At 67.0% G+C, this 25,714-nt stretch carries 23 protein-coding genes, 1 tRNA gene and 1 pseudogene; 7 read left to right on the top strand and 18 right to left on the bottom strand.

The window, feature by feature from the left end; translation table 11 throughout:
- Positions 1-13 precede the first annotated feature (13 nt).
- Positions 14-442 (bottom strand): CopD family protein, encoded by a 429-nt coding sequence (locus NMQ14_RS05730; RefSeq protein ID WP_257094274.1) that lies wholly within the window; start codon positions 440-442, stop codon positions 14-16.
- 8 nt (positions 443-450) lie between these two features.
- Positions 451-1,383 carry an NAD(P)H-binding protein gene (locus NMQ14_RS05725; RefSeq protein ID WP_257094272.1) on the bottom strand — a complete coding sequence of 311 codons (933 nt, stop codon included), beginning with the start codon at positions 1,381-1,383 and terminating at the stop codon, positions 451-453.
- Positions 1,384-1,405: 22 nt separating this feature from the next.
- Here NMQ14_RS05725 and NMQ14_RS05720 point away from each other — a divergent pair, with 22 nt between their 5' ends.
- Both NMQ14_RS05720 and NMQ14_RS05715 read left to right on the top strand, forming a co-directional pair.
- Complete coding sequence (locus NMQ14_RS05720; protein WP_257094271.1) at positions 1,406-2,422, top strand: CDP-6-deoxy-delta-3,4-glucoseen reductase; 1,017 nt, start codon at positions 1,406-1,408, stop codon at positions 2,420-2,422.
- Positions 2,419-3,555: an EAL and HDOD domain-containing protein gene (locus NMQ14_RS05715; protein WP_257094269.1), complete on the top strand. Its 1,137-nt coding sequence runs from the start codon at positions 2,419-2,421 to the stop codon at positions 3,553-3,555. Before NMQ14_RS05720 ends, NMQ14_RS05715 begins: the two co-directional genes overlap by 4 nt.
- A 303-nt stretch (positions 3,556-3,858) precedes the next feature.
- On the opposite strand, the gene NMQ14_RS05710 is transcribed toward NMQ14_RS05715, so the two are convergent.
- The 10 genes from NMQ14_RS05710 to NMQ14_RS05665 form a co-directional block, all read right to left on the bottom strand.
- Complete coding sequence (locus tag NMQ14_RS05710; RefSeq protein ID WP_257094267.1) at positions 3,859-4,416, bottom strand: cohesin domain-containing protein; 558 nt, start codon at positions 4,414-4,416, stop codon at positions 3,859-3,861.
- Positions 4,417-4,444: 28 nt separating this feature from the next.
- Positions 4,445-6,244 (bottom strand): amidase family protein, encoded by a 1,800-nt coding sequence (locus NMQ14_RS05705; protein WP_257094265.1) that lies wholly within the window; start codon positions 6,242-6,244, stop codon positions 4,445-4,447.
- Positions 6,245-6,568: 324 nt separating this feature from the next.
- A complete protein-coding gene (locus NMQ14_RS05700) occupies positions 6,569-7,750 on the bottom strand; it encodes a multidrug effflux MFS transporter (RefSeq protein WP_257094263.1) in 1,182 nt (393 codons plus the stop codon).
- Positions 7,747-8,184, bottom strand: a complete 438-nt coding sequence (locus NMQ14_RS05695; RefSeq protein WP_257094261.1) for a hypothetical protein — start codon at positions 8,182-8,184, stop codon at positions 7,747-7,749. Before NMQ14_RS05695 ends, NMQ14_RS05700 begins: the two co-directional genes overlap by 4 nt.
- Positions 8,185-8,200: 16 nt before the next feature.
- Complete coding sequence (metF, locus tag NMQ14_RS05690) at positions 8,201-9,040, bottom strand: methylenetetrahydrofolate reductase [NAD(P)H] (protein ID WP_257094259.1); 840 nt, start codon at positions 9,038-9,040, stop codon at positions 8,201-8,203.
- Complete coding sequence (locus NMQ14_RS05685; protein ID WP_257094256.1) at positions 9,033-9,809, bottom strand: TlyA family RNA methyltransferase; 777 nt, start codon at positions 9,807-9,809, stop codon at positions 9,033-9,035. The genes metF and NMQ14_RS05685 overlap by 8 nt, the downstream gene beginning before the upstream one ends.
- Positions 9,810-9,837: 28 nt before the next feature.
- Positions 9,838-10,899 carry an NYN domain-containing protein gene (locus NMQ14_RS05680; protein ID WP_257094255.1) on the bottom strand — a complete coding sequence of 354 codons (1,062 nt, stop codon included), beginning with the start codon at positions 10,897-10,899 and terminating at the stop codon, positions 9,838-9,840.
- Positions 10,900-11,153: 254 nt separating this feature from the next.
- Positions 11,154-12,173, bottom strand: a complete 1,020-nt coding sequence (locus tag NMQ14_RS05675) for a hypothetical protein (RefSeq protein ID WP_257094253.1) — start codon at positions 12,171-12,173, stop codon at positions 11,154-11,156.
- Positions 12,174-12,189: 16 nt separating this feature from the next.
- A complete protein-coding gene (locus NMQ14_RS05670; RefSeq protein WP_257094251.1) occupies positions 12,190-12,909 on the bottom strand; it encodes a hypothetical protein in 720 nt (239 codons plus the stop codon).
- 233 nt (positions 12,910-13,142) lie between these two features.
- A tRNA-Leu gene (locus tag NMQ14_RS05665) sits at positions 13,143-13,227 on the bottom strand.
- Between the two features lie 86 nt (positions 13,228-13,313).
- Here NMQ14_RS05665 and NMQ14_RS05660 point away from each other — a divergent pair.
- From NMQ14_RS05660 to NMQ14_RS05655, 3 genes and pseudogenes are all read left to right on the top strand, one after another.
- Positions 13,314-15,035, top strand: a complete 1,722-nt coding sequence (locus NMQ14_RS05660; RefSeq protein WP_257094521.1) for an ABC transporter transmembrane domain-containing protein — start codon at positions 13,314-13,316, stop codon at positions 15,033-15,035.
- Positions 15,036-15,282: 247 nt separating this feature from the next.
- Positions 15,283-15,774: pseudogene (locus NMQ14_RS19830) on the top strand (ATP-binding cassette domain-containing protein); the annotation flags it as partial.
- On the top strand, positions 15,760-17,205 hold the full coding sequence (locus NMQ14_RS05655) for an ABC-F family ATP-binding cassette domain-containing protein (RefSeq protein WP_373457183.1): 1,446 nt from the start codon (positions 15,760-15,762) through the stop codon (positions 17,203-17,205). The pseudogene NMQ14_RS19830 and the gene NMQ14_RS05655, both read left to right, overlap by 15 nt.
- Positions 17,206-17,215: 10 nt before the next feature.
- Here the strand turns inward: NMQ14_RS05655 and NMQ14_RS05650 are convergent, their stop codons facing one another.
- Positions 17,216-17,731: an antibiotic biosynthesis monooxygenase family protein gene (locus tag NMQ14_RS05650; protein ID WP_257094247.1), complete on the bottom strand. Its 516-nt coding sequence runs from the start codon at positions 17,729-17,731 to the stop codon at positions 17,216-17,218.
- 200 nt (positions 17,732-17,931) lie between these two features.
- Between NMQ14_RS05650 and NMQ14_RS05645 the strand changes: the two genes are divergently transcribed.
- Positions 17,932-18,378: a DUF2141 domain-containing protein gene (locus NMQ14_RS05645; protein WP_257094246.1), complete on the top strand. Its 447-nt coding sequence runs from the start codon at positions 17,932-17,934 to the stop codon at positions 18,376-18,378.
- An 88-nt stretch (positions 18,379-18,466) separates the two neighbouring features.
- Positions 18,467-19,081, top strand: coding sequence for a TetR/AcrR family transcriptional regulator (locus tag NMQ14_RS05640; RefSeq protein WP_257094244.1), 615 nt, complete (start codon positions 18,467-18,469; stop codon positions 19,079-19,081).
- A gap of 11 nt (positions 19,082-19,092) precedes the next feature.
- Here NMQ14_RS05640 and NMQ14_RS05635 read toward each other — a convergent pair whose 3' ends face one another.
- The 5 genes from NMQ14_RS05635 to NMQ14_RS05615 all read right to left on the bottom strand — a co-directional run bounded on the left by NMQ14_RS05635 (position 19,093) and on the right by NMQ14_RS05615 (position 25,624).
- On the bottom strand, positions 19,093-19,812 hold the full coding sequence (locus tag NMQ14_RS05635; RefSeq protein ID WP_257094242.1) for a hypothetical protein: 720 nt from the start codon (positions 19,810-19,812) through the stop codon (positions 19,093-19,095).
- 72 nt (positions 19,813-19,884) lie between these two features.
- The gene (locus NMQ14_RS05630; RefSeq protein WP_257094240.1) at positions 19,885-20,352 is read right to left on the bottom strand and encodes a BLUF domain-containing protein; all 468 of its coding nucleotides are present in this window, start codon (positions 20,350-20,352) and stop codon (positions 19,885-19,887) included.
- Between the two features lie 230 nt (positions 20,353-20,582).
- Positions 20,583-23,234: an AAA family ATPase gene (locus tag NMQ14_RS05625; RefSeq protein WP_257094237.1), complete on the bottom strand. Its 2,652-nt coding sequence runs from the start codon at positions 23,232-23,234 to the stop codon at positions 20,583-20,585.
- Complete coding sequence (locus NMQ14_RS05620; protein ID WP_257094235.1) at positions 23,231-24,364, bottom strand: DNA repair exonuclease; 1,134 nt, start codon at positions 24,362-24,364, stop codon at positions 23,231-23,233. The genes NMQ14_RS05625 and NMQ14_RS05620 overlap by 4 nt, the downstream gene beginning before the upstream one ends.
- 537 nt (positions 24,365-24,901) lie before the next feature.
- Positions 24,902-25,624 carry a class I SAM-dependent methyltransferase gene (locus NMQ14_RS05615; RefSeq protein ID WP_257094233.1) on the bottom strand — a complete coding sequence of 241 codons (723 nt, stop codon included), beginning with the start codon at positions 25,622-25,624 and terminating at the stop codon, positions 24,902-24,904.
- Positions 25,625-25,714: the final 90 nt, after the last annotated feature.

Below are 25,714 nucleotides of genomic sequence, written 5' to 3'. Positions count from 1 at the left end.
ATTCGTCATGGGATCAGAAGGGTTTCAGCACGACCAGCAGCACGACGGCAAACAGCACCAGCACCGGCGCCTCGTTGAACCAGCGGTACCAGACGTGGCTGTGCGTGTTGCGGTTGGCTTCGAAGGCGCGCAACAGGCGCGCGCAGTAATGGTGATAGCCGATCAGGAAGATGACCAGCAGCAGCTTGGCATGCATCCAGCCGCCACCGATGCCTTCGCCCAGCCACAGCCACAGGCCGAAACCGACCGCCAGCCCGGCCAGCGGACCCATGAAGCGCAGCAGCTTGCGCGACATCAGCAGCAGGCGGTCGCGCACCGCAGTTTCATCCGCACCGAGCATGGCCAGATTGACGAACAGGCGCGGCAGGTAGAACAGGCCGGCGAACCAGCTGGTGACGAAAACGATGTGCAGGGCCTTGGCCCACAGATAGGTACTGGTCATTGCGTTGCTCAGCGTTGGAAAGTCTGCAGGGCGTGTGCGAGCACGGCGTCGACGTCGGGGCGGTGCAGTGTCACCCGCAACTCGCGCTTCATGCGGCTGTTGTCGAGCACGCGCGATTCATTCATGAAGGACAGCATCATCGGGCTCAGCCGCGCACGCGCTTCCTCGCGCGTGACGCGCGGTGGCCGCGGCAGCGCAAAGGCGTCGGCCACGCGGTCGAAATAGTCGCCCATGGCGAGCCGGGTGTCGTCGCTCGCGTTGTAGGTGCGGCCGCCGCGCGCGCGCATCAGCGCGCCCCACGCGAGTCGGCCCAGATCCGCGGCGTCGATGTGATTGGTGTACACATCCTCATCGGGGTGCAGCACCGGGTCGGCCCGCTTCAGGCGGTCCAGCGGCAGGCGGTCGGGGCTGTAGATGCCGGGCGCCCGCAGGATGCTCACCGCGACACCGCGCCGCGCCAGACGGCGCACCGCCGATTCGGCGTCCACCCGCCGCGCGGCACGCGCGCTGCCGGCGTTCAACGGCCGCGTTTCCGGCACGCGCTCGCCGGCGCAGTCGCCATAGACGCCGCTGGTGCTGATGTAGCACAGCCGGTCGGTCCGCCCGGCGCGCGCCAGCGCGGCCACCAGGCGGCGGGTGCGCGGATCGCGGCCGTCACCCGTGGCCGGCGGCGGCGCGAAGTGCCACACCCAGGTGGCCAGTGCCGCCACCCGGCGCAGGCTGGCCGGATCATCGAGGTCTGCGCGCACGCAACGCACGCCCAGGCGGCGCAATTCGACAGCCGATTCGACGTTGCGCACCATGGCCCATACCCTCACCCGTGGTGCCAGCCAGGGCAGCGCGCGACGAGCAACGTCGCCACAGCCTACAATCAGCACCCTTGACCGTTTGCCGCACCACCCCGCCGGGGCCGTGCGCTGCGATCGCTTTACCTTGTTCATTCACGGATTGTCTCACGCTGCCATGTCCTATCAGGTCACCCTCAAACCGAGCCAGCACACCTTCACCACCGACGCCGAAACCCGCCTGCTCGACGCTGCGCTGGCCGCCGGCTTCAATCTGCCCTATGGCTGCCGCAACGGCGCCTGCGGTTCCTGCAAGGGGAAAATCCTGTCCGGCACGGTCGATTACGGCACGCATCAGGCGGCCAAGCTGACCGACGCTGAAAAGGCGCAGGGCTATGCGCTGTTCTGCTGCGCCACCGCGCGCTCCGACCTCGAACTGGAATGCCGAGAAGTCGGCGGCATGAAGGACATCGCGGTGCGCATCATGCCGACCCGGGTGCAGAAGCTGGAACGGCTGGCACCGGACGTGATGGCGGTCAGCCTGAAGCTGCCGGCCAACGAAAGGCTGCAGTACCTCGCCGGCCAGTACATCGACTTCCTGCTGCGCGACGGCAAGCGGCGCAGCTTTTCGATCGCCAATGCGCCGCACGACGACGAATTCCTGACGCTGCACATCCGCGAGGTGCCGGGCGGCCACTTCACCGGCCATGTGTTCGGCGCGATGAAGGAGCGCGACATCCTGCGTTTCGAGGGGCCGCTGGGCAGCTTCTTCCTGCGCGAGGACGTCGACCGGCCGGTGATCATGGTGGCCGGCGGCACCGGTTTTGCGCCGATCAAGGCCCTCATCGAACATGCCATCGAAACCGGCTACGACAAGCCGATCACGCTGTACTGGGGCGCGCGCACGAAGCAGGACCTGTACATGCACGATCTGGCGGCGAGCTGGGTCGGCCAGCTGCCCGGTTTCCGCTACATACCGGTGCTGTCGGAGCCGGCGGCCGGTGACGACTGGAGCGGGCGCACCGGTTTCGTGCATCAGGCGGTCGTCGACGATATGCCCGATCTGTCTGCGCATCAGGTGTATGCCTGCGGCGGGCCGGCGATGATAGATGCCGCGAAGGCGGACTTCACCCGACGCTGCAATCTGCCGATAGAGCACTTTCACGCAGACTCATTTACCTATTCACCGCAATGAGCCAGGACGTCTTCTTCACCCGCGAACCGGTCATCAACAAGCAGCGCGCGATCACGGCCACCCGGCTGCGCGTGCATGCGCCCACCTGCGGCGACGCCGTGGCGGCGCTGGACGCGATCGGCGAAGACTGGCCACCGGCGCGCCCGGTATTCGTCAGTCTCGCCGGCTGCGCACCCGATGCCAGCCTGGCCGACTGGATCGCGCCGGAAGGCGCCATGATGGAAGTCGGCGCGGTACAGCTCGCCGATCCGGCCTGCGCGGAGGCGGTGCTGCAGCTTGCGCAGGCCGGCGTGCCGCTGGTGCTGGGCGACTACAAGGTGGGCACCGAACTGCCGACCGGCCTCGGCTTCCGCTTCGTCATGGCCGACGCGCGGGTGCAGCCTGTGACCATCCGCGTGCCCGGCATCCTGCTCGCTACCGGTATCGCCGATCCGGCGGGGTTCGACGCCGCAGTCAAGGCCGGCTATGGCGGCGCGACCGGCTGGTTCTTCAAGGCCAACCAGACCACGGCGAAAAAGCTGGCGCCGGCGCACGCACAGATCGTGCGCGTGCTCAATCTGGTGCGTCGCAACGCCGACCCCAAACAGATCGAGGACGCGCTGAAGCAGGATGTGGCGCTGTCGTTCAAGCTGCTGCGCTACATCAATTCGGCCGGTTTCGGCCTGATGTGCCAGGTGCAGTCCTTCCGCCACGCGGTGGTCATCCTCGGCTATGAAAAGCTGAACAAGTGGCTGTCGCTGCTGCTGGTCACCGCCGGCAAGGACCCGTCGGCACCGGCGCTGATGCAGGCGGCGATTGCGCGCGGCCGACTGATGGAAGTGCTCGGCGCAGAGTTTTTCCCGCGCGAGGAGCACGACAACCTGTTCATCACCGGCGCCTTCTCGCTGCTCGACAAGCTGCTCGGCGCGCCAATGGACAAGGTGCTGGAAGAAATGACGCTGCCCGACCCGATCACCGACGCGCTGCTCGGCAACGACGGTGCCTACACCCCTTTCCTGAAACTGGCCCGCGCCTGCGAGGATGTATCGGCTGTTGCGCTGCGCGAACTGACGCACTCGCTCGGGCTGGACGCCAACCAGGTCAATCGGGCGCAGATGTCGGCGCTGAAGTTCGCCGACACGCTGGAGTTCTGACCGGCGCTGCGGGCTGCGGGAGCGGCACCTGTGGGAGCGGCGATCCACTGCCGGCCCTGCATGGCCGGCCGGCTCTGCGGGCGGCGAGCAGTGCTCGCTGAAACCCCCGCTCCGCCCTCGCCGCGATCGATGCTGCGATGATCGTTGATCAGCGTGCGTATCGCGGCGAGGCCGCCGCTCCCACAGAACCCGCGCTGCTCCCACAAGACCTGCCGCCGCCCCACAGGCCCGCTCGGCACCGCAAAAGAAAAAGCCCCCCGGCCTTGCGGCACGGAGGGCTTTTCACATTTCCGACGCGAAAGTTCAGCCGTGACGGCGGCGGGCGGACAGTGCGATCAGGCCCAGACCCGCCAGCAGCATCGCGTAGGTCTGCGGCTCCGGCACCGCGGTCACCATGCCGGCGCCCAGTTCGACCGGCAGCGTCACGCCTTCGGCATCGCCGATCGCATTCACGAACACTTCCAGCGAACTGCTGCCCAGGCTGATCGCCTTGAACGACAGCGTTGCCAGCGTGAACGTGTCCGGCTGCAGCGCGATCAGGTCTTCGACCGTGTCGAACGAGGTCTGGAAGATGTTGATCAGGCCCGGCTGGGACGACACCGAAAACAGCGAACCCAGGCTGAACACATCCAGCCCTTCACCGAATACGACGCCGTACGACGTCATCACGAACGGGTCGTAGATGAAGTCGAAGTCGAAGCTGCCGACCGTGGCATCCGCCAGACCGGACACGATCAGATCGACGGTGAAGAAGTCGCCGACAGCGACTTCCGACGAAGACGGCACGGCGGTGACCACCTGGGCCTGTGCGGCTCCGGTGGCCAGCAGTGCCGAAGCAAGCAATGCATTGACGAATTTCATGATGTGCAGGTCCTGTGTGGAGGTGTGATCAAGGTGCGCAGCGCGGCTTGCTGCACAAGGTGGTGATCAGGCGCGTGTCCAGTGCCGTGATCTTGCCGTCGCCATTGATGTCGGCCTTGTCGTACGGGCCGGTCGCCGTCTGGTTCAGCCGGCGTGCGACGAGCGACACATCGGTCCCGTTCACTTTGCCGTCGCCGTTGATGTCGCCGCGCAGCACCACGTCCGTCGGCAGCGGCGGCGCGCTCGGCGGGACAAAGCGACCCTTGGTGGCCTGTTCGAGTGCGTAGGCCAGCTCAATGAGTCGCGGCTCGCCGAAGCGGCGGCCGGCAAACGACACCCCGGCCGGGATCGGCACGTCGTTCGAAATGACCGAACCGTACGGAATAACGATGCTGGGGTAGCCGGCACGCGCCCAGGTGCCGGCACTGCCGCTGCCCGAATAAAAAATTGCATCGAAATCATCGGCCGTGCCCTCTTCGCCGTCCGGACCGTTCAGCGCGTTGTTGATCGCGGTGCGCGAACGGCTGATGCCATTGGCGAAATTGGTCTGATAGGTCAGCGTGTCGGCGCTCCCCGGGCTGATGTCGAGGTTGTTTGACGCGATGAACGTCGTCTGGCCGTACTTGATGGTGTCGGCCGTCGTCAGTGGCGCCGGCGGCTCGGCATTGAACGCGATGAGGTCAGCCAGCGACTGGATCGGATAGCTGTCGGGCAGTGTGTCGAAGTAGGCGTTCACATCGCGCTTCTGGCCGTAGTTCAGCACACCCGGCGTGCTCTGGAAGGTCACTGCCGGAATCCTGACCACCGTGGCACCCAGTGCCTCCATCTTGGCCATCGCCGCGTTCATGATGTCGGCCCGGTTGTTCGGGAACGGCGGCACCGCAATGCGGGCACCCGCCAGACCGTCCGCCTTCAGGAAAGGCGTGTAATCGTTGAAGCAGTTACCCGGCTCCAGACATTCCAGCGTCGCCGGGTCGGTCGGGTCGTAGCCGGCAATCACACCGAGCACGATGGCCGCATCGGTCACCGTGCGGGTCATCGGGCCGGCGGTATCCTGGTCGGCGGTGATCGGGATGATGCCGTCGCGGCTCACAAGACCGACGGTCGGCTTGATGCCGACGATGCCGTTGGCGTTCGACGGGCTCAGGATGGAGCCCGATGTTTCGGTACCGATCGTCAGCGCGACCAGATTGGCGGCGGCCGCAATGCCGGAGCCGGAACTGGAGCCGCTCGGATTGAGCAGCGGTCGGCCATCCGGATTGGTGGGCGACGGACGCGTGTCGTAAGGGTTGTAGCCGTAGCCACCCAGATTACTGAAGCCTGACACACCGCCGCTGGTCATGAAGTTGGCGAATTCGCTCAGTGTTGCCTTGCCGATGATGATGGCGCCGGCGTCGCGCAGCTTCTTGGTGATGAAGGCGTCGTCCAGCGGAATCGAATCCTTCAGCGCGACAGCCCCACCGGTGGTGGGCTGGTCATCGGTGTCGATGATGTCCTTCAGCAGGATGGGCACACCGTACAGTGGTCCGATCGGCGTGCCCGGCACGAAGCGCGCTTCGTCCATCGCCTTTGCGGTGGCGGCGGCCTGCGGATTCACATAGATGTAGGAATTGAGTTTCGGACCTGCATCGTCGTACGCAGCGACGCGCGCCAGATACATGTTGATCAGTTGTTCTGCGGACAGGAGCCTCGACTGGAAGGCTTCCTGGATTTGCGGCACCGTTGCCTCGATCAGACTGAACTGCTTCGGCGCGGTTTGCGCCAGGGCGTTGAATGCGGCCACATTGCCGACCAGCGCCATCGCAGTTGCCAATATCTTTCTCTTCATCGCGGACGTCTCCAGAATGGATGGTTGAAGATGAACGACTCCGGTTGTCGCCCCGGATGCGGGGGCGAGTGCCGTAGGCACGAACCAGTCCACGACGAAAATTCACTTATTTCAATAATTTATGAGTTCTTTTTGACTACATCCAGCTGATAAGGATGGGGTTTTCTATGCAGGGCAGCCCCTGCACCGAAAGGATGCGCACGCGGAATAAATCACAGGTGGTGCGCACGTCCTGCCGGTGACCCAAGCGGGTGCGCATGTCATTGGCGCAGGGGACGACGCAGTAGGCTGCGAGCCGTGAAGGTTTTGCGGGAGCCGCGGCCGTCAGGGCTGCAGCGAGCGGTAGCGCAACCAGGCCAGCCAGCCGACGAAGATGAAGCCGGCCATGCCGACCGCGAGATGCAGCGGCTCACCCCACAACAGCGGCACGACCAGACCCGCCGCCAGTGCATTGGTCAGTGACTGGGCAAAACCCTGACAGCTCGACACCATGCCGCGCGACTTCGGGAAAAGGTCGAGCGCCAGCAGCGACAGGGTGGGCATCGCGATCGCCTGACCGATGTTGTACAGCGCAATGGGCAGCACCGCCCAGGGCAGACTGGCCGTGGTCGACAGATTGAGCGCGACGTTGGCGAAGGCGGCCGCGATCATGATGGTATAGGCCAGCTTGAGCTGCACCATGGGCGCCATGCGTCCGGCGAGGCGACGGGAGATCCACGAGCCAGTCATCATGCCGGCCACGGTCGGGCCGAACAGCCATGCAAAGCCCTGCGGCGATACGCCGAGGTGGTCCATCAGGAAGGCCGGCGCCGACAACACGTACAGGAAGAAGCCGGCGAAATTCATCGATACCGCAAGCACCAGCGCGATCAGCGCCGGGTGGGCGAACATGTGCGCGTAGTCGCGACCGAGCTTGACCGGATGCAGGCTGCGCCGGTGCGCCGGGTCGAGTGTTTCCGGTAGCCAGATGAAACAGGCGACCCACAGCACCCCAGCGTAGGCGGCGAGGAACCAGAAGGTGGCGCGCCAGCCGAACAGGCCGAACACCCAGCCGCCGATGATGGGCGCCGCAGCCGGCGCCAGCGCGAACAGCAGCTGGATGGTGCTCATCAGCCGCTGCGCCTGCGCGCCATCGAACAGGTCGCGCACGATGGCGCGGCCGATCACCATGCCGGCGCCGGCGCACATGCCGGCCAGCGCGCGCGCCAGCCACAGCTGTTCGATGCTGGTCGCCATGGCACAGCCGACCGAGGTGGCGAAGAACATCGCCATCATCCACAGCACCACGCGGCGCCGGCCCAGCGCATCGGCCAGTGCGCCGTGCCACAGGGTCATCAGCGCGAAGAAGCCGAGATAGACGGTGAGCGTCTGCTGGACCTGGACCGGCGTCGCGCCCAGATCGGCGGCAATCGCCGGGAAGGCCGGCAGATAGGTGTCGATCGCGAACGGACCGATGGCGGACAGGCCGGCCAGCAAGAAGGCCAGCCCGCGCGGCGAACGCGTCACTGCGCCGGCGCAGCCGGGGCGGCTGCCGGGGCAGGCGCAGGCGTGACGATAGGCGCCTGCTGCATCAGTCGGCGTTCCACCTCGGTCACTTCAACCACGCGCACCGAACTGACGTAATACTGGGTTTCGCCAAAGCAGCTGGTCGGCACGCCGATGTGCTGTTCGTAGTGCAGCGACACGCGCTGGCCCATGCTTTCGTTCAGCTGCTTCGCAACTTCGGCGTCGCGCACGCTGAATTCGAACTTTTCGGTCAGCGTGCCGGGCATGGTCACCATGGCCAGTTCACCTTCCCAGGTCTTGCAGAACCAGCCCTTGTTGGAAAACTTCTGCACATAGCCGGCGCGCTCGCCGGTGGAGTAGCTCCAGCTGAGCACGACCCAGGTGTAGCCGCCGAGCAGCGCGATGATCAGGGCGAGAACGGAAAAGATGCGCATGATGGGATGATGAGTCTCAGAGACCGAGCCGCTGCCAGATGGTCGAGGTGAGCCCGGCCTGGTTCAGCGTGTAGAAATGCAGCCCCGGTGCGCCGCCGGCCAGCAGGCGTTCGCACAGCGTGGTGATGACGTCCAGCCCGTAGGCCCGGACCGATGCCGAGTCGTCGCCGAAACCTTCGAACTTGCGCCGCATCCAGCGCGGGATTTCCGCGCCGCAGGCTTCGGAAAAGCGCGAAATCTTCGAAAAATTGGCGATCGGCATGATGCCCGGGTAGATCGGCGCATCGACACCCATCGCGCGCGCGTCGTCCACAAAGGCGAAGTAGGCGTCGGTGTTGTAGAAGTACTGCGTAATGGCCGAATCGGCGCCCGCCTTCATCTTGCCGACGAAAGCCTGCAGGTCCTTCTCGGCGCTGCGCGCCTGCGGATGCACCTCCGGGTAGGCCGCCACCTCGATGTGGAACCAGTCTCCGGTTTCCGCGCGCACGAATTCGACCAGTTCGTTGGCGTAGCGCAGATCGCCTGGATCGACCACGCCGGACGGCAGATCGCCGCGCAACGCCACCATGTGGTGGATGCCTTCGGCCTGATAGCGCTGCAGCAGCTGGCGGATGTTGTCGCGCGTCGAACCGATGCACGACAGATGGGGTGCCGCATTCAGGCCTTCGGCCTGCATTTCGAGCACGGTTTCCAGCGTGCGGTCGCGCGTGGTGCCGCCAGCGCCGTAGGTGACCGAAAAGAAGGCCGGGTTGAGCTGGCGCAGCTGGCGACGCGTGGCGCGCAGCTTTTCCGCGCCCTCGTCGGTCGCGGGCGGAAAGAATTCAACGCTGCACACGCGCGGGGTCGAGTCATTCATCGTGGTCTGTTCCGGGCGGCTTCATGGCGAACATGAAAAACTCGCGGTTGCCGTCGCCGCCGGTGATCGGGCTGTCGAAATAATCCAGTGCGTTGAGACCGTTCGCCTCGGCGAACGTGCGCAGACGCACCTCCAGGGCCGCGTATTGTGCCGCATCGCGCACGATGCCGCCCTTTCCGAGCGCCTCCGGCCCGAGTTCGAACTGCGGCTTGACCAGCGCAAGCACCTGTCCGGCCGGTTTGAGCAGGGCCGGCCACTGCGGCAACAGCAGGGTCAGCGAAATGAAGCTGGCGTCGCACACCACCAGATCGAAGCCACCGTCGGGCAGGTGACGACCGAGCGCGGCAGCGTCAAGCGTGCGGGCGTTGACATGCTCGATGCAGGTCATGCGCGCATTGCCGCGCAGCCGCGCGTCGAGCTGACCGTGGCCGACATCGACGCCGACCACGCGTGCTGCACCCGCCTGCAGCAGGCAGTCGGTGAAGCCGCCGGTGGATTGACCGACATCCAGACAGACCGCATCGGCCACCGCCAGCCGGGTGTGCGCCAGCGCGCCGGCCAGCTTCAGGCCGCCGCGCGACACAAAGCGATCGTCTTCGCTGGCTTCGACCACCAGTTCGATGTGCGCCGGAACGTCCTGCGACGGCCGGGTGACGATCACGCGGCCGGCCGCCGACAGCAACGCGACACGGCCGGCCGCGATCATCCCCTGTGCGGCGGTCCGCGAGCGCGCGAGGCCGCGCGCCACCAGCGTCTGGTCCGCCCGCATCAGTCGAAGCGCGCTGCTGCGGCTGCGCTCACTCGCCGTCCTGCGGCGTCGCAGCAGCCGCCGGCTTGCGTGCCCGGCTGCGGCGCGGCGCCCGCGGCTTTGCAGCCTTGGTGTCGCTGGCGGCCGGCGCGTCAGGCGCCGGGTCGGCGGCCACCGGCGCCGGTGCGACCACCACATTGTCCGCGGCCCCCGAATCGGCGGGCGCCTTGCGCGGCTGACGGCTGCGCCGCGCTCGCGCTGCGGCCTTCGGGGTGTCGTCCGCGGCGGGTTCGACCACACGCTCGATCGGCTTTTCGATCAGCTGTACCTGGGCCTGGCCGTTGTCGCCCTTGCGCAGGCGGAACAGATCCGGATGGCTCTCCAGCAGGCCGGACAGGCTGGCGTGCCCGTAGTCCTTGTTGCTGAAGCCCGGTTCGTACTGGCGCACGATCTGGCCGACCCGCCCGATACCCGCCCAGCCAGTGTCTTCGTCGGTGGCGGAACGGATGCCCTGCGACAGCAGGTCGAGCACCTGCGCATCCGGTTGCGTGCTGCGTGCCTTGCGCGGTGCCTCGGCGCGTGCCGGCGCTGCGCCGGCCGGGCTCGCCGACGCGGTCCGTTCGGCCGGGCGTCGCTTCGCTGACGATGACGCGGCGGAAGGTGCGGCGCGCATGTCGTCGGTGAACACGAATTCTTCGCAGGCGCGCTGGAAGGCGACCGGCGTGGTGCGCCGGCCGACCCCCATGACGAACAGGCCGCTTTCCTGGATGCGGCGCGCCAGCGACGTGAAATCGGAGTCGCTCGACACGATGCAGAAGCCATCGACAAGGCCGGAGTGCAGCAGGTCCATCGCGTCGATGATCATCGCGCTGTCGGTCGCGTTCTTGCCGCCGACGATGCGGAACTGCTGGATCGGCCGGATCGAGTGGTCGAGCAGGTGCGCTTTCCAGCTCGTCATGTTGGGCGAGGTCCAGTCGCCGTAGATGCGGCGCACCGTGACGCGGCCGCGCGACGCGGCAGCCAGCAGCACCGGCTGGATCAGCGACGGCTGCGCGTTGTCGGCGTCGATCACCAGCGCCAGACGGCGCTGCGAGGTAGAGGTATCGTTCATGCGGAGCAGTTGAAGGAACAAACCGTCATGCTACCCCTGTCGGCGCGGCCGCGCGGTCCCTGTGGGAGTTGTCCCTGTGGGAGCGGCGGCCTCGCCGCGATACGCACTCGGCACAGCGATGGTCGCGGCACAATCGCGGCGAGGGCGGAGCGGGGGGGGGGAGCACTGCTCGCCGCCTGCAGGGCCGGCAGTGGATCGCCTCTCCCACAGGGGGCGTCGCTCGCTTGCCGGTCGCGCCCTTCGGAGGCGCCGGCTCAGCCTTCGATCGTCAGATAGACCAGCGTCTGGTTCAGCAACTGATAGGCCACTTCGCCGTAGGTCATCGGGCCGAGCAGCGAGGGCACGCGCTTGCCTTCGAGTTCGCTGTACAGGTAGTTCAGCACGCAGTTGCAGCTGAAGCCGACCGGGCCCGACTGGCTACCGTCACGCGCGCGCAGCGCCTGCTGGAAGGCGCTGACGTAGTCGGGCACCGGCGCGGCAAAGCGGTATTCGACGTCATCGAACACCGGCGCATAGAAGTCAACCACACCCTTGCCCAGATCGACCGCCTTGATGCTGACGTTGATCATCGCGCCGCTGTAGTCGGCGACCAGCGGCAGGCGGGTGTCGATCGCATTCGATGTGACATAGCGCGCGAAATTGGCCGGCTCGCCATTGATGCGGCATTCGCCCACCGAAAATCCCTTGGCCGGGAAACGGATGCTGTCACCCTCTCCCGGCGTGAACAGATTGATGATGTCGATGTGCGCGTACTTGTCGGCCGGCAGAGGAACATGCATCACCAGTGCGCGATCCGGTTCGAATTCCAGTGTTTCGCCATTGACCGCGAGCGGACTTGCGCGGCCGAGATCGTCGAGATGGATGCCCGATATCCAGCCGATCAACGGCTTGAGATACATGTCCTCGTAGCCCGGCGCGTTGCGAGCGAACAGGGAGTGCACGGCCGAAAACGCGGGAATGACGATGATCGAAAAGCCGTTTTCCGGCGCGTCGGCGCAGACTCGTTCCAGTGTGATCTGGTCGTAGAATCGCATCAGCGGTACACCGCCGCTGACCGGTACCTGCGCGACATAGAGCTGGTCGCGCGTAGTGACGCCGCCGTCCTGCCCCATGAAATAAGGGATGGTGCCGCCGATCCAGTGGCCGCGCGGCAACTCGCGCAGCAGCAGTTCGTCTCCGGCGATGCTGTAGTAGCCGCCGCCGCGGATCAGGGCCGTCGCTTCCGACAGCCCCATCATGCGCCCGCTCAGTTCCTGCTTGGTCTGACTGTTCATGAAGGCGGTGCGAACGTCAGCTGGCGCGCAGCTGGGACAGTTCATGCCCGAGCATTCGTGCGTTCTTGACGAAATATCGATGCAGCTCGCGCAGCTTGAGCATGCGTACTTCTTCGTCGGTGATCACTTCAAGCTGACTGCGCAGGCGCGTCATCAGAAGCTTCAGGCTGAGCGCACGGATATCGAGATCAACCTGGCCCTCGATCAGCTTGAGCCAGACCGGATCGGTCAGGTCGGGAATGTCGTCTGCCGGTGCGGCAGACGCGACGGACCCGGCGGGCGCCAGATCGACCTGCGGCGAAGCCGGCACCGCGATGGCGGTCTTGCCCTGATCAAGCGAGTATTTGAACTTCCACAGTTCCTGCAGCGGAATGCCGGTGATCATGCAGATGCCGTTCAGCGGCACACCTTCGTTGAACAGCGCAAACACATGCTTGGAAAGCGCCTGGGAAAACGGCATGTCAACGGCCCCCGCCCAGGGCAGCGCGCTCAGATCGGCGCCGATCGGCGCCTGCACATGCACATGGCAGCGCCAGCCCGCGAGGTCGACGTGGCGCCAGACGCGCTCGGGCCCTTCGGCCGGCTGACGCCGCACGCGGGCGAACCAGCCACGCGGCGGCTCTACGCCGACCCAGGCGTCCAGCTTGCGGGCGTCCGGATCGAAGCGAAAATCGCGTACCGTCCACGGCTCGTTCAACTGCAACAAGCGGCCCAGAAGTACTTTGTCCAACGCCATCGGTTTCTCCTCCTCCGACCGAATTCTGTCCCGGTTACATGACCGGAATCTTTTCTGTATTGAGACGGGCCCGGAATTGCGAGACGGATGGTAGCAAAGGGATGCCGCGACACGGTTTGCGCTGCAACATCGCAACCGGTGCCCGGCATGCCTGACCAGAGCGTGGATTTTCCGGCCGGGCCGACCGGAGGGTGAAACACAAGCGTCGCGAGGCGCTTGAGATACTGAATATGTGGTGCGCGGAAAGAGACTCGAACTCTTACGCCTTGCGGCACTGCCCCCTCAAGACAGCGCGTCTACCAATTTCGCCACCCGCGCACTTCGGATAGGGGCCGGAATATACAACAAAACAGCCACGACAAGGAGTCAGCAGTGTGACGGATGTACAGCGAGCGCGACAGGTGATGTTCGAAATGGTGAAACCGCATCGGGGCCGGCTGATGCTGGCCACCATCGGTCTGGTACTGGCGGCGAGCGCCGCGCTGGCGCTTGGCCAGGGTCTGCGCAGCGTGATCGACCAGGGCTTTGCGGCCGGTGACGCGCAGTGGCTGGACCGCGCGCTCGGCGGTTCGCTGCTGCTGGTCGTGCTGCTCGCGGGCGCGACCTGGCTGCGCTTCTACAATGTTTCGTGGCTGGGCGAACGGGTGTCCGCGGACCTGCGCACCCGGGTCTATGCGCATCTGCTGACGCTGCCACCGTCCTTCTTCGAAGCCGGGCGCACCGGCGAAGTCATTTCGCGACTGACCAACGACACGGCGCAGATCGAGAATGTGGTCGGATCGACGCTGTCGATCGCGCTGCGCAACATCCTGCTGCTGACCGGCGGCCTCGTGATGCTGGCGCTGACCAGCGGCCGGCTCACCCTGCTGGTGCTGGCCGGCGTGCCACTGGTGGTCGCACCCATCGTGCTGTTCGGTCGCCGGGTACGTGCGCTGTCGCGCGAGCGCCAGGCCCGGGTGGCCGACCTGGGCACCCATGTCGACGAGAGCGTGCACGCCATCCGCATTGTGCAGGCCTGCGGCCACGAAGACGCGGACCGAGATCACTTCACCGCGCTGGTCGAACGCAGTTTCGACACCGGCGTGAAACGCTATCGTCATTCGGCGCTGATGATCGTGCTCGTCATCCTGCTGGTGTTCGGCTCGGTGGCGGTCATCCTGTGGGTCGGCGGACACGATGTGCTGGAAGGCCGGCTGAGCGCCGGCGAACTGTCGGCTTTCGTGTTCTACGCGGCCATGGTGGCCAGTTCGGTCGGGGCGCTGTCGGAAGTGTGGGGCGAACTGCAGCGGGCCGCCGGTGCCACTGAACGTCTGATCGAACTGCTCGATACGCAGCCCGACATCATGGCGCCGGCGTCGCCGCGCGCGCTGCCCGCGCCGGCGCGCGGCGACATCGCATTCCGCGACGTGCGCTTCTGCTACCCAAGCCGGCCCGACACGCCGGCGCTCGACGGCTTCAGCCTCGACGTGCGTGCCGGCGAAACCGTCGCGCTGGTCGGGCCGTCAGGGGCCGGCAAGTCCACATTGTTTCAGCTCCTGCTGCGCTTCTATGACCCGCAGTCGGGCACGGTGTGCATCGACGGCGTGCCGCTCGCCGAAGCGGATCCGGCCGACCTGCGCGCGCGCATCGCACTGGTCCCCCAGGAGGCCGTCATCTTCGCCGCCAGCGTCGCCGACAACGTGCGCTATGCGCGCCCCGATGCCACGGATGCCGAGGTGCGCGCCGCCTGCGAGGCCGCCTTCGCCGACGCCTTCATCCGCGCCATGCCGGGCGGCTACGAGAGCCCGCTCGGCGAGCGCGGCGTGCGTCTGTCCGGTGGCCAGCGCCAGCGCATCGCCATCGCGCGCGCCATCCTGGCCGACCGGCCGATCCTGTTGCTGGACGAAGCCACATCGGCGCTGGATGCCGAAAGCGAGCGCATGGTGCAGGCCGCACTGGCGCCGCTGATGGCCAGCCGCACCACGCTGGTCGTGGCACACCGCCTGGCCACCGTGCAGCGCGCCGACCGCATCGTCGTGCTCGAGCACGGCCACGCGGTCGAGACCGGCACGCACGCCGAACTGCTGGCGCAGGAAGGCCTGTACGCGAAACTGGCGCGGCTGCAGTTCATCGACGACGTCGCATGACGACGTCAGGGGTCGCGACGGGGCCCCGGAAAGGGGCCGTGCGTGCCGCCTCGCCGGGCGTTCCGATTGACGGCAACCTGTACGGGCGAAGATACTTCGGTCCTTGGCGACCCGTCAGCCATGATTTCCGGTCGCTTGCCCCGTCTTTTCCGCCCCGCCACCCCTTCCCTGGTCTTGCCGCCTGTCGTTGCGGGACGTCCGCTGGAGCTTCACCCGCATGATCACACTCAGGAACGTCACCCTGCGCCGCAGCGCCAAGGTGCTGCTCGACGGCGCCACCGCCACCATCAACCCGGGCGAAAAGGTCGGTCTGGTCGGTCGCAACGGCGCCGGCAAGTCGACGCTGTTCGCGTTGCTCAACGGCACGCTGCATGAAGATTCCGGTGAATTCAACGTACCGGTGCAGTGGCGCATGGCGCAGGTCGCGCAGGACATGCCCGAAACCGACCAGCCGGCGACCGACTTCGTCATTGAGGGCGACACCGCGCTGCTCGCGGCGCAGCAGGAAGTGCATGCCGCCGAGGCGGGCGACGACGGCGAGCGCATGGCCTATGCCTACATGGCGCTGCACGATGCCGGCGCCCACGACGCTCAGGCGCGGGCCCAGTCGCTGATCCTCGGTCTGGGTTTCAAGACGACCGAACTGAACAATCCGGTGAACAGCTTTTCCGGCGGCTGGCGCATGCGCCTGCAGCTGGCGCGCGCGCTGATGTGTCCGTCCGACCTGCTGCTGCTCGACGAACCGACCAACCACCTGGATCTGGACGCGCTGGTCTGGCTGGAAAGCTGGCTGACGCGCTACGAAGGCACGCTGGTCGTCATCAGTCACGACCGCGAGTTTCTCGACGCCATCACCAATGTCACGCTGCACATCGACGCGGCGAAGCTGACCCGTTACGGCGGCAACTACAGCACCTTCGAGGACATGCGGGCACAGCAGATGGAACTGCAGCAGAACGCCTACGCCAAGCAGCAGGACAAGATCGCCCATCTGCAGAAGTTCATCGCCCGCTTCAAGGCCAAGGCGAGCAAGGCCAAGCAGGCGCAGAGCCGCGTCAAGGCGCTCGACCGCATGGAGCGGCTGGCGCCGATGCTGGCCAGCGCCGACTTCACCTTCGAATTCAAGGAACCGGCCAATCTGCCCAACCCGATGCTGGTGATGGAGAACGCCAGCTTCGGCTATCCGCCGCCGGACGACGCGCCGGCGGGCGCGCCTCCGACCACCATCGTGCGCAACGTGAACCGCACCGTGATGGCCGGCCAGCGCATTGGCATCCTCGGCGCCAATGGCCAGGGCAAATCGACCGTGGTGAAGACCATTGCGCGGGCGCTCAAGGCCACCACCGGCATGGTCAGCGAGGGCAAGGGCCTGTCGGTCGGCTATTTCGCGCAGCAGGAACTGGATGTGCTGCGGCCGCAGGACAATCCGCTCGAACACATGACGCGCATGGCGCGTGAAGGCCTGCCGGCCGGACAGAGCGGTCGCGAGCAGGACCTGCGCAACTTCCTCGGCACCTTCAATTTCAGCGGCGACATGGTGAAGCAGGCGGTCGGCACGATGAGCGGCGGCGAAAAGGCGCGCCTCGTGCTATGCATGCTGGTGTGGCAGCGCCCCAACCTGCTGCTGATGGACGAACCGACCAACCACCTCGACCTCGCCACCCGTGAAGCACTGGCGATGGCGCTGAACGAGTTCGAAGGCACGGTGATGCTGGTGAGCCACGACCGATCGCTGCTGCGCTCGGTCTGTGACGAATTCTGGCTGGTGTCGCGCGGCGGCATCGAACCGTTCGAGGGCGACCTCGACGATTACCAGCGTTACCTGCTCAATGAAGCGAAACGCGCACGCGAAGACCTGAAGGAATCACTCAAGACGCCGGCAGCCTCGGCAGCGCCAGCCGCCACAGCCGCACCCGCACCCGTACCCGCTCCGGCGGTGAAGAAAGCGCCGGTGAATCTCAAGGCGCTGAAACTCGAACTGGGCAAGCTGGAACAGGCCATCCTCGACCTGCAGAAGCGAAAGCACGGTATCGAAGCGCGTCTCACCACGTCGCTGCCGCCGCAGGAAATCGGCGAACTGGGCGTGACGCTGCAGAAGATCGACGCCGAACTCGACACGCACGAAGAGCGCTGGCTGGTGGTGTCGGAACAGATCGAATCGGCGTCGTAGCGCCACAAACTCAATCTTTCGTATAGAGGCGCTCGTTGCCCGGCCGCGCCAGCAGGTCCAGCGCCGCCGCCCAATCGCGCGGCACGTCCTTGCGGGCCATGTTCAGCCGCTTCAGCCGGACGGTCACGATCGCCGGCTCGCTTTTCGCGATGGCCTCCTGATGCACGGCCGAGCGGACGAAGCGGGCGCGCGCGGCGTCGCTGGCCCATACGCTCATCGTCCACGCCTCGTTGCCGAATACTTCGCGCCGCGCCGAATAGCCGATCAGGCCGGGCTGTGTCGCCATGCTGTCGATGACGCGGCGCGTCTGGCGGTCGAATTCATCGCGCCGGGCACCATCGACGACGATGTGCGTCAGGACCAGCACGACGGCGTCGTCCGCCTCGTCGGCGACGGCCGTATCGATGCGCGGAAACGGCGTCGACAGCGCGCACGCGCCCGCCAGTGCGGACAGGCCGGCCGCCATCAGCAGGGTGCACAGCGACAGCATGAAAGGGCGGCTTCCCGGTGGCAGGGCAGGTGACATGGCGAAACCTCGCATCAGGGTCAGGGTCGGGGTGACGTGATCGACGCCTTGGGTTGACGCCGTCTACTTCAACCTTCATTATCGGCACCGTACGTTGACAGTGTCAACTGCTGATCATCGGCAGCCATCGAATGCATCCGGCGAAGCCGCGCGCCCGATCCGCTGCCATGCCGTCATGATTCCGCTGCCGGAGGTACCTGATGTCTGTCCAGAGCATTCCATTCGCCCGCCTTGCATGGCTGCTGGCCCTGTCCGCGTTGCCGCTGAACGGAGCGGCCGCCGAAATCGTGGTGCGCGTGAGCGGCGTGACCGCAGCGAACGGCGAGATCGGCTGCGCGCTGTTCGAACGGGACACCGGTTTTCCGATGGACAACACGTCGGCACGCGCGCGCTGGCAAACCGCAGCCGCTGAAGGCGTCACCTGCCGCTTCGCCGACGTTGTGCCCGGGCGCTACGCGGTGTCGGTTGTGCACGACCTGAACGGCAACCGGCGTGTCGACACCAATCTCATCGGCCTGCCGACCGAAGCGTGGGGGGTATCGAAGGGCGTGCGTCCGACGCTGCGCGCACCCCGCTTCGACGAAGCAGCCTTCGTCGTGAAAAACAACGATGGCGACACGGTGCTCGATGTCGCCGTGGGACGATAGTCCGGCTCTTCACGCGGCTCGCCGGGGGCATGCGCGGGTGGTCCGTCGTGTTAACGTTGTCGCCGGATCATTTTGCCTCCCGGACCGGATGCCCCAGACGAAGGACGCCGCACACGCGCCGATCGCCCTGCGCGATGCCTGCATCGTGGCGGCACGCGAAGCCATTGCCGAGCACGGCATCGAACAGCTGAGCCTGCGCGATGTCGCGCGCCGGCTTGGTGTGTCGCATCAGGCCCCGTACAAGCACTACCCGAGCCGCGACCACCTGCTGGCCGAGGTCATGCGGCGCTGCTTCGAAGGCTTCGCCGCCCACCTCGACGCGCGCGGGCAGTTCGACGATCCCGGGGACGATCTCGGCGCGCTGGGTCGGCAATACCTCGATTACGCGCACCGCCATCCGCTGGAATACCGGCTGATGTTCAGCACGCCGTGGCCGGCGTCCGCCGCGCATCCCGACCTCGTGCGCGACGCCGCGCACGCCTTTGACATCCTGCGCCAGGTGCTGCGACGCTTGCATGGCGACGCGCCGCAACAGCAGGCGCTGGTCGATCTCGATGCGCTGTACATCTGGTCGTCGATGCATGGTTTGGCCGGCGTCATGACCGGCAATTGCATCGGCCAGCTCGACCTCGCCCCCGGCGTGCTTGAGCAGGCCACGCGGCATGTCATGTCACGGATCGGCAGCGGGCTGGCTGCACCCTGACGACAGCAAGGTCAGCGCAGAAGTCGGCGCTGACCCGCGCAATCCTTCCTGTAGTCCTCAAGCATCCGGTTATGCGCCTCGACGCGCTGGTCATAATCCGCATGGCGCGTATTGACCGCATCGACGCGCGCGCGCAGCGACCCAACAGCTGCGTTGTACGCCGCGACCGCTTGCCGAAGCACCTCCAGCCCACGGTTATGCGCATCAATCGCGTCGTTATGGCGCCTGACATCGGCGTTGAAGGCGTCAACTGACTGCTTGCGCGCGGCGGCCTGCCTGGCGTCCGCGGGCGGCGTCTTGATTGCCGCTTCAAGGGCCGCGTGGCGCATGTTGATCGCCGCGCCCTTGCGAGTAACCTCTGCGCCCTCTTGCACGGACGTCGCTTCAAGCGTGTCCAGCGCCTCGCGTTGCCGGGCCAGTGCGTCGATATCGGGTTTCAGTGTGGCCGCTTGATCGGTCTGCTGTCCGGCGTAGGCGGCCAGCACCTTGCGCTCGGCTTCGATGATGCGGCGCTGGCCGACACATTCGTTGAGCATGGCCGGATCGAGCGTATCAGGCGGCTCGGGCAATTCGTCAGGCGTGGCGCTGTAACGCAGCACGCTGCGGATTTCCGGAAGCCGGATCGGTTCGGCCAGGACGTCTGCCGGGGCAGGCCCTTGAGCGCAGGCGGTCAGGCAGAACAGCAGTCCCGGCAGCACCAGGAGGCAAGACAATCGGCGCAGATGGCGCATGACGCCGCAGACTTTACCAAAAACATGACAGAACGATGAAGCCTGCCACGCCTGTTTGCGGGTCTGCCTGGATCAAGCGGGATCCAGCGCACCGCCGTCGATGTGTTCCAGCAACAGGCCGAGCGCCGCGACGTTCTTCGGGTCTTCCGCGTCGTCAAGCGCATCGAGCAGTACTTCCCGGATATCGGTGCTTTCGACGAATTCCATGTCCCAATCCGGAAACAGCCGCTCGCGCACCTCTTCGTTGGCACTCAGCTCGACCACCGTATCGTGCCGCGGATCTGACCTCAGCGTCGCCATCAGCGCGGTCACACTGTCGCGCGGGCCTTCCAGCCACTGGAAGAACACCCCGCTGCCAAACACCAGCAGACCGGTGATGCCGGCCGCGGGGTTGTGCCGCCGCGCTGACGCGATGATGCGCTCGACATCGGCTATATCGACACCTTCCACCGCGCGACTGCAATAGACCACGTTGTAGAGCCGCGGAAGCAGCGGATCCAGCGTCGGCTCATCGCCACGCGAAGATTGGAAAGCGTTCATGAGGCAGGTCTTTCCGTGAATGGCCCGGCAGGCGCGAATCGCACTGCACAAAACGAAGGATAAGCTTCCCTTGGGATCAGATGCAAAAAACGAAGTTCCGACAGTCACGGGACGGGGAACTGACCCCGGGCAACGCCCTCGGGATTTGCCCGTAATCTCTGGCAAGCGCCTGCATGCTGACCAAAAAGGGGTTGCAGCGCGTCATCGGCGTCGCGCGCTGGCCCGCGAGATCACACCGCCTTCAGGGCTTCGAGCGACCGGGCCGCCACGCCCATGTCGCGCCAGTTCTCCGGGTGGCAGGTAAACAGCAGGATCTGATGCCGGGTAGCGGCATCGAACAGCACGCGCTTCATGCGCGCCAGCCGTTCATCGTCACTGTGCACCAGCGCATCGTCGAGGATGATCAGCGTCGGGCGGCCGGCTTCGCGCAGCAGGTCGGCATAGGCAAGCCGGCTGATGACGCCCATCTGTTCGCGCGCGCCGAAGCTGAATTCCTCGAAGCGTCCACCTTCCGCACCGGCGGCGCCGGTGCGCTTCAGCGCACCCGGAACCAGCTGGTCGTCGATGTCCAGATTGGCGTGCGGAAACAGCAGTTGCAGATAGCGATCGAGGTGCTTCTGCAACGGCGCCTGCAGACGGCGGGTCAGCGCGCTGCGATGACTTTTCAGCGATGTCAGCAGGTGGTCGAGCGCGGCGGCGCGGTGGCGCAGCTCGGTAGCGCGGCGCACGGCCCGTGCATGGTCGCGCGCGCGCTCGGCACGCCGCTCGTCCAGACCCTGTGCGCCAGCGGCCTGCAGTTCCACTTCGAGCCGGGTCAGTTCGTCGCGGCGCAGGCTGGCTGTGCGCTCCAGCTGCTCGGCGCTGCCACCGAAGCGTCTGATGTCCTGCTCGAGGATGTCCGGACGCACGTCACGGCACTGCGCGGTCAGCGCATCGATGTCGGCAGCCGCAGCAGCCCGGCCGGCGAGCGCTTCGTTCAGCGCACGCTGCGCGGCGGCCAGCCGTGCGGCACGCTCGGGCGCATCGAGCATGGCCTGCGCGTTGCGCAACTCGCGCCGCGCGGCGTCGACCGCGCTCTGCGCGTTGGCGGCAGCGATGTCGGCTGCGGCCAGCTGTTTCGCCGCATCCGCCGCCGAGGCGCGCGCGGCCTCCTCCTGCGACTCCGCTTCGTTGATCGACGGCAGGGCTGCGTCGTCATCGGGCTCCCCGATCAGCCGCGACAGCGACTGCTCGGCTTCGGCCAGACGGCCTTCGAGCATCGCCAGTTCGCCGCGCAACGCATCCAGGCCCTGCGGCGCGCGCGCCTTGAGCGCGGCCTCGGCGGTCTGCGCATCGGCCTGATGCTGCATATATATATGCAGGCGTGCTTCAGCCGCATCGAGCGACCCGACGCCGAGGCGGGCCAGCAACGCCGCATGACGGTCGCGCAACGCGGCTTCCTGACGGCCCAGATCGGCCAGATCGGCGCCGCCCGGGGTGATGTCGAGCCGGCCGAGGCCAGGCAGCGTCACCGCGGTCGCGTCGGTCAGCAGGCGCTCGCCCTGACCGGTCAGGCTTTCTTCACCGATCCGGATGACCCGGCCATCGTCGAGCGTGAAACGCACGCGGGTAGCGGCTGCCTCCTGCCGCAGGCGCAGCGTGCGGATGTCCTGCTGCTGGGCGCGCAGGGTGGCCAGATCGGCGCTGCGCAGCTCGGTGGCCGCCATCTGCTGGCGCGCGCTGCGCAGGCGCCCGGCTTCGGTATCGGCCTGCGCCAGCGTGGCGCGGGCGGCGTCGCGCCGGCGCGTCAATTCGTCGAGCTGGCGCGCCAGCGTGGCCCGGGTGTCGCGCTGGCGAGTGCGGTTCAGTGCCTGTCGCGCGGCGTCGTGGCGCGCCGCCGCGTCGCTGCTGCGGCGCTGCCACTGCTGCGCCGTGGCCTGTGCCGCGACCAGCCTGTCTTCTGCGGCGGTCAGTGCCGCACGGCGCTGTTCGACCTCGTTCTGCTCGGCGCCATGGCGTTCGAGCTGGCTGTGCAGCAGCGCCAGCGTGTCGTCGATGCGCCGTGCACGCTGCTGTGCGTCGCCCAGTCGCGCGCCCAGCGCCCGGGCCTCATCGAACTTGCGGCGCGCCGCCTGTTCCTGCGCGCGCAGCGCGAGCCAGGGCTTTTGTGCGTCGTCGGCCTCGTGTTCGCGGCGCAGCGCGGCGAGCCGGTCGACCTTGTTGCGGTAGGCTGCGATGTCGGCGTCCAGTGCGGCAATCTCTGCGGCAAGGCCGGCTTCGGTTTCGATGGCGTCCTTGTAGGGGCCGCGCGGCGTGGCGTTCGCCGGCGTCAGCAGTTCGTTGCGCAGCGCCTCGACCTCGTCGGTCACCGCGTCGCCGCCGCTGCTGGCCACCTCGCCCAGCGAAGTGTTCAGCGCGGTGCGCAGGTGATCGGTGGCATGCGCAACCGGGTCGCGGATGTCGTGCGCCGTGCCCTGCTGTATCCACAACAGGCCTGGAATGCCCCAGTGCTCGGCCGCACTGGCGCCGCGACCGGCATGGCGGAAGCCGAGCAGGTCGGCCAGCCGGTCTTCGGCGTCAGCGCCATCGAACTGCTGGGCGCCGCTGATCAGCGTGCAGCGCTTGCGGACGAGGAAGCTCTTGCTCAGACGGTAGGCGACGCCGCCGGTCTCGAAGTCGAGTTCGACCGTCGGCGACGCGGAGGCGTCGCCCCACGGACGCAGGTCATCGACGCTGCCCGAACGGTGACGCTCGAAGAAGGCAGCGCGGATGGCTGCGACGACGGTGCTCTTGCCGGCTTCATTCGGACCGGTGAACAGGTTGAGGCCGGGGTCCAGCCCGGCGATCTGCAGCGGCTGGCGGAACTGCCGGAACTGCTCGATGCGGATGCGCGTGAGCTTCACGAAGCAGCCCCGTTGGTGCCGCGCCGGTCACGCAGCAGGCCGGCCAGCAGCACCAGCGCATCGCGCGCCGTCTCGGCCTCGCCGTCGCCGCTGCCCTGAAGGGTGCGCAGTTCGTCGATCACGTCGCCAAGATAGCCGTCGGCCGCCAGCGCGTCGATGTCGTCTTCGGTCGGCGCAATGCGCAGCGCCGACAGGTCCGCCGTCAGGCTGCGCACCCGTCCCTGCGTCTGCGCGAGGGCATCGCGCAGACGGGCGTGTCCGGCCAGATCGGTTTCGCCATCGAGCATGAGCTGCACGACATCCGCACGATCGAAAGCGGCCAGCCGCTCGAGCAGCACATCGATGTCGCTGGCCACCTGCAGCGTCGCGCGCTCGTTGAACCAGCGATACTGTCCGGTCACCACCGGCGTCACGACCGGTTCGGCGCCGGGCGCGGCAATCTCGACGATCAGTGCCCGGCCGGAGTCATTGGCGCGGAAGCGGTCGGTTTCCGGCGTACCGCTGTACCAGGTGCGCGCATCGACCTGCCGGCAGCCGTGCCAGTCGCCGAGTGCGAGGTAGTCGAGCCGCGCCTCGGCGGCGCGCCCGGCGGCGATCGGATTCGACGAATCGATGCCGTCGGCGAGGATGCCCTGCACGCTGCCGTGCGCCAGCCCGATGCGGTGAAAGCCGGCCGGGGTGTCCGTGGCGGCGAAGACGGACGTCAGGTCGCTGTGCGTGATGCGCTGGGTCAGCGGTGCGGCCAGTACGGCCACGCGCAGGGCGTCGAACTGCACGACGCCCGGTGCGAGGCACACCATGACGTTAGGCGGGATCGCGCCCAGTCGCGCGGCGCGCGTCCACACCGATTCGCTCAGCGCGGCGTCATGGTTGCCCGGAATCATTACCCAGGGCCCGGCGTAGCCGCGCAGGCAGTTGAACAGCCGGTGGATCGTCCGCTCGGCCACGCCCTGCGCATCGAATACGTCGCCCGCCACCAGCACCATGTGCACGCCCTGCACGCTGGCCAGCTGCGCCAGCCGCTCCACCGCGGCGAAGCGCGCCTCGGCGAGCAGCGCGGCGTCATCCGGCTCGAACTGGCCGTACAGCTTGCCGATCTGCCAGTCGGCGGTGTGGAGAAGTTTCAGCAAGGTGCGAGGTCTGATGCGATGGTGGGCGGACTATACAGAACGGGTGAGCAGGACGCGGCCGCGTGGTCGTGGTAATTGTTGTGGGAGCGGGGTTGTGGGAGCCGCGGCCTCGCCGCGATCAGTGCAGCGATGGTCGATGATCAACGCGCCGATCGCGGCGAGGGCGGAGCGGGGGTTTCGGCGAGCATTGCTCGCCGCCCGCGAAGCCGGCTGGCCATGCAGGGCCAGCCGTGGAACGGAGCGGGGGTTTCGGCGAGCATTGCTCGCCGCCCGCGAAGCCGGCTGGCCATGCAGGGCCAGCCGTGGACCGGAGCGGGGGTTTCGGCGAGCAGGGCTCGCCGCCCGCGACGCCGGCTGGCCATGCAGGGCCAGCCGTGGAACGGAGCGGGGGTTTCGGCGAGCACTGCTCGCCGCCCGCAGAGCCGGCCGGCCATGCAGGGCCGGCAGTGGATCGCCGCTCCCACAAAACCTGCGCCGCTTCCACACGCCGCCGCTCCCGCAAAGACCGCTCCTGCAGGCGCTCTGCCCACAGCGATTTCAACCCGGCCGGCGGAACACGACGACGTGCTGCCACGGCAGATGGTCGATCGTGCACTCCCATTTCAGCCGGTGCACCGCGGCCTCGCGCCGCACGCGCGCTTCGCTCATCTTGTGCAGCGGCTTGATCGGAATGTCCGGATCCTCTTCCTTGAACTCGACGAACACGATCCGACCGCCCGGCTTCGTGGCGCGCACGATGCTGGCCAGCATTTCGAACGGGAACGACAGCTCGTGATAGACGTCGAGCATGACCGCCATGTCGACCACTGACGGCGGCAACTGTGCGTCATGCTCCCGGCAACGCACGGCCTCGATGTTGTCGAAGCCGTTCTCGCGCGCCAGCCGCCCTATCCTGTTCACCATCATGCCCTGCACGTCGACGGCGATGATCGTCCCGTGCGGCTTCACGGCGGGCGACATCAGCCGCGACAGATAACCGGTGCCGGCGCCGATGTCGGCAATCACCATGCCGGGCCGCAGGTCGAGCGCTTCGACCAGCAGGTCGGTACGCTCCTCGTCCAGCCGCTCCGGGCGCTCCAGCCAGTCGGCGGCCCGCCAGCCCATCACGTCGGAAATTTCGCGCCCCATGTAGAACTTGCCGGTACGGTCGAAATCGAGCGGTGGCTCGATCAGATAGCCGGGCGCACGCGGCGGGCGGGGGCGGTAGTCGGGGCGCTGCGGCGCAGCGTCGGCGCGCGCACGGGGCAGGTATCGGGACATGGCGACGAACATACCATCACGCGCCAGATACGCAGCGCACAAGCTTCGCCTTTGGCGTGTATCGTGACGGTCGCCCTGTGCGCTTCGCCG

It is taken from the genome of Methyloversatilis sp. XJ19-13 (assembly GCF_024580155.1).
GTDB lineage: Bacteria > Pseudomonadota > Gammaproteobacteria > Burkholderiales > Rhodocyclaceae > Methyloversatilis.
The sequence above is the reverse complement of the archived record's forward strand: the minus strand, read 5'-3'. Positions and strand labels throughout refer to the sequence as shown.

Excerpts from the sequence above, each read along its gene's own strand:
- NMQ14_RS05730 (WP_257094274.1), bottom strand. The coding sequence starts at position 442 with ATGACCAGTACCTATCTGTGGGCCAAGGCCCTGCACATCGTTTTCGTC.
- NMQ14_RS05725 (WP_257094272.1), bottom strand. The coding sequence starts at position 1,383 with ATGAACAAGGTAAAGCGATCGCAGCGCACGGCCCCGGCGGGGTGGTGC.
- NMQ14_RS05720 (WP_257094271.1), top strand. The coding sequence starts at position 1,406 with ATGTCCTATCAGGTCACCCTCAAACCGAGCCAGCACACCTTCACCACC.
- NMQ14_RS05715 (WP_257094269.1), top strand. The coding sequence starts at position 2,419 with ATGAGCCAGGACGTCTTCTTCACCCGCGAACCGGTCATCAACAAGCAG.
- NMQ14_RS05710 (WP_257094267.1), bottom strand. The coding sequence starts at position 4,416 with ATGAAATTCGTCAATGCATTGCTTGCTTCGGCACTGCTGGCCACCGGA.
- NMQ14_RS05705 (WP_257094265.1), bottom strand. The coding sequence starts at position 6,244 with ATGAAGAGAAAGATATTGGCAACTGCGATGGCGCTGGTCGGCAATGTG.
- NMQ14_RS05695 (WP_257094261.1), bottom strand. The coding sequence starts at position 8,184 with ATGCGCATCTTTTCCGTTCTCGCCCTGATCATCGCGCTGCTCGGCGGC.
- metF (WP_257094259.1), bottom strand. The coding sequence starts at position 9,040 with ATGAATGACTCGACCCCGCGCGTGTGCAGCGTTGAATTCTTTCCGCCC.
- NMQ14_RS05685 (WP_257094256.1), bottom strand. The coding sequence starts at position 9,809 with ATGCGGGCGGACCAGACGCTGGTGGCGCGCGGCCTCGCGCGCTCGCGG.
- NMQ14_RS05680 (WP_257094255.1), bottom strand. The coding sequence starts at position 10,899 with ATGAACGATACCTCTACCTCGCAGCGCCGTCTGGCGCTGGTGATCGAC.
- NMQ14_RS05675 (WP_257094253.1), bottom strand. The coding sequence starts at position 12,173 with ATGAACAGTCAGACCAAGCAGGAACTGAGCGGGCGCATGATGGGGCTG.
- NMQ14_RS05670 (WP_257094251.1), bottom strand. The coding sequence starts at position 12,909 with ATGGCGTTGGACAAAGTACTTCTGGGCCGCTTGTTGCAGTTGAACGAG.
- NMQ14_RS05660 (WP_257094521.1), top strand. The coding sequence starts at position 13,314 with ATGTTCGAAATGGTGAAACCGCATCGGGGCCGGCTGATGCTGGCCACC.
- NMQ14_RS05650 (WP_257094247.1), bottom strand. The coding sequence starts at position 17,731 with ATGTCACCTGCCCTGCCACCGGGAAGCCGCCCTTTCATGCTGTCGCTG.
- NMQ14_RS05645 (WP_257094246.1), top strand. The coding sequence starts at position 17,932 with ATGTCTGTCCAGAGCATTCCATTCGCCCGCCTTGCATGGCTGCTGGCC.
- NMQ14_RS05640 (WP_257094244.1), top strand. The coding sequence starts at position 18,467 with ATGCCCCAGACGAAGGACGCCGCACACGCGCCGATCGCCCTGCGCGAT.
- NMQ14_RS05635 (WP_257094242.1), bottom strand. The coding sequence starts at position 19,812 with ATGCGCCATCTGCGCCGATTGTCTTGCCTCCTGGTGCTGCCGGGACTG.
- NMQ14_RS05630 (WP_257094240.1), bottom strand. The coding sequence starts at position 20,352 with ATGAACGCTTTCCAATCTTCGCGTGGCGATGAGCCGACGCTGGATCCG.
- NMQ14_RS05615 (WP_257094233.1), bottom strand. The coding sequence starts at position 25,624 with ATGTCCCGATACCTGCCCCGTGCGCGCGCCGACGCTGCGCCGCAGCGC.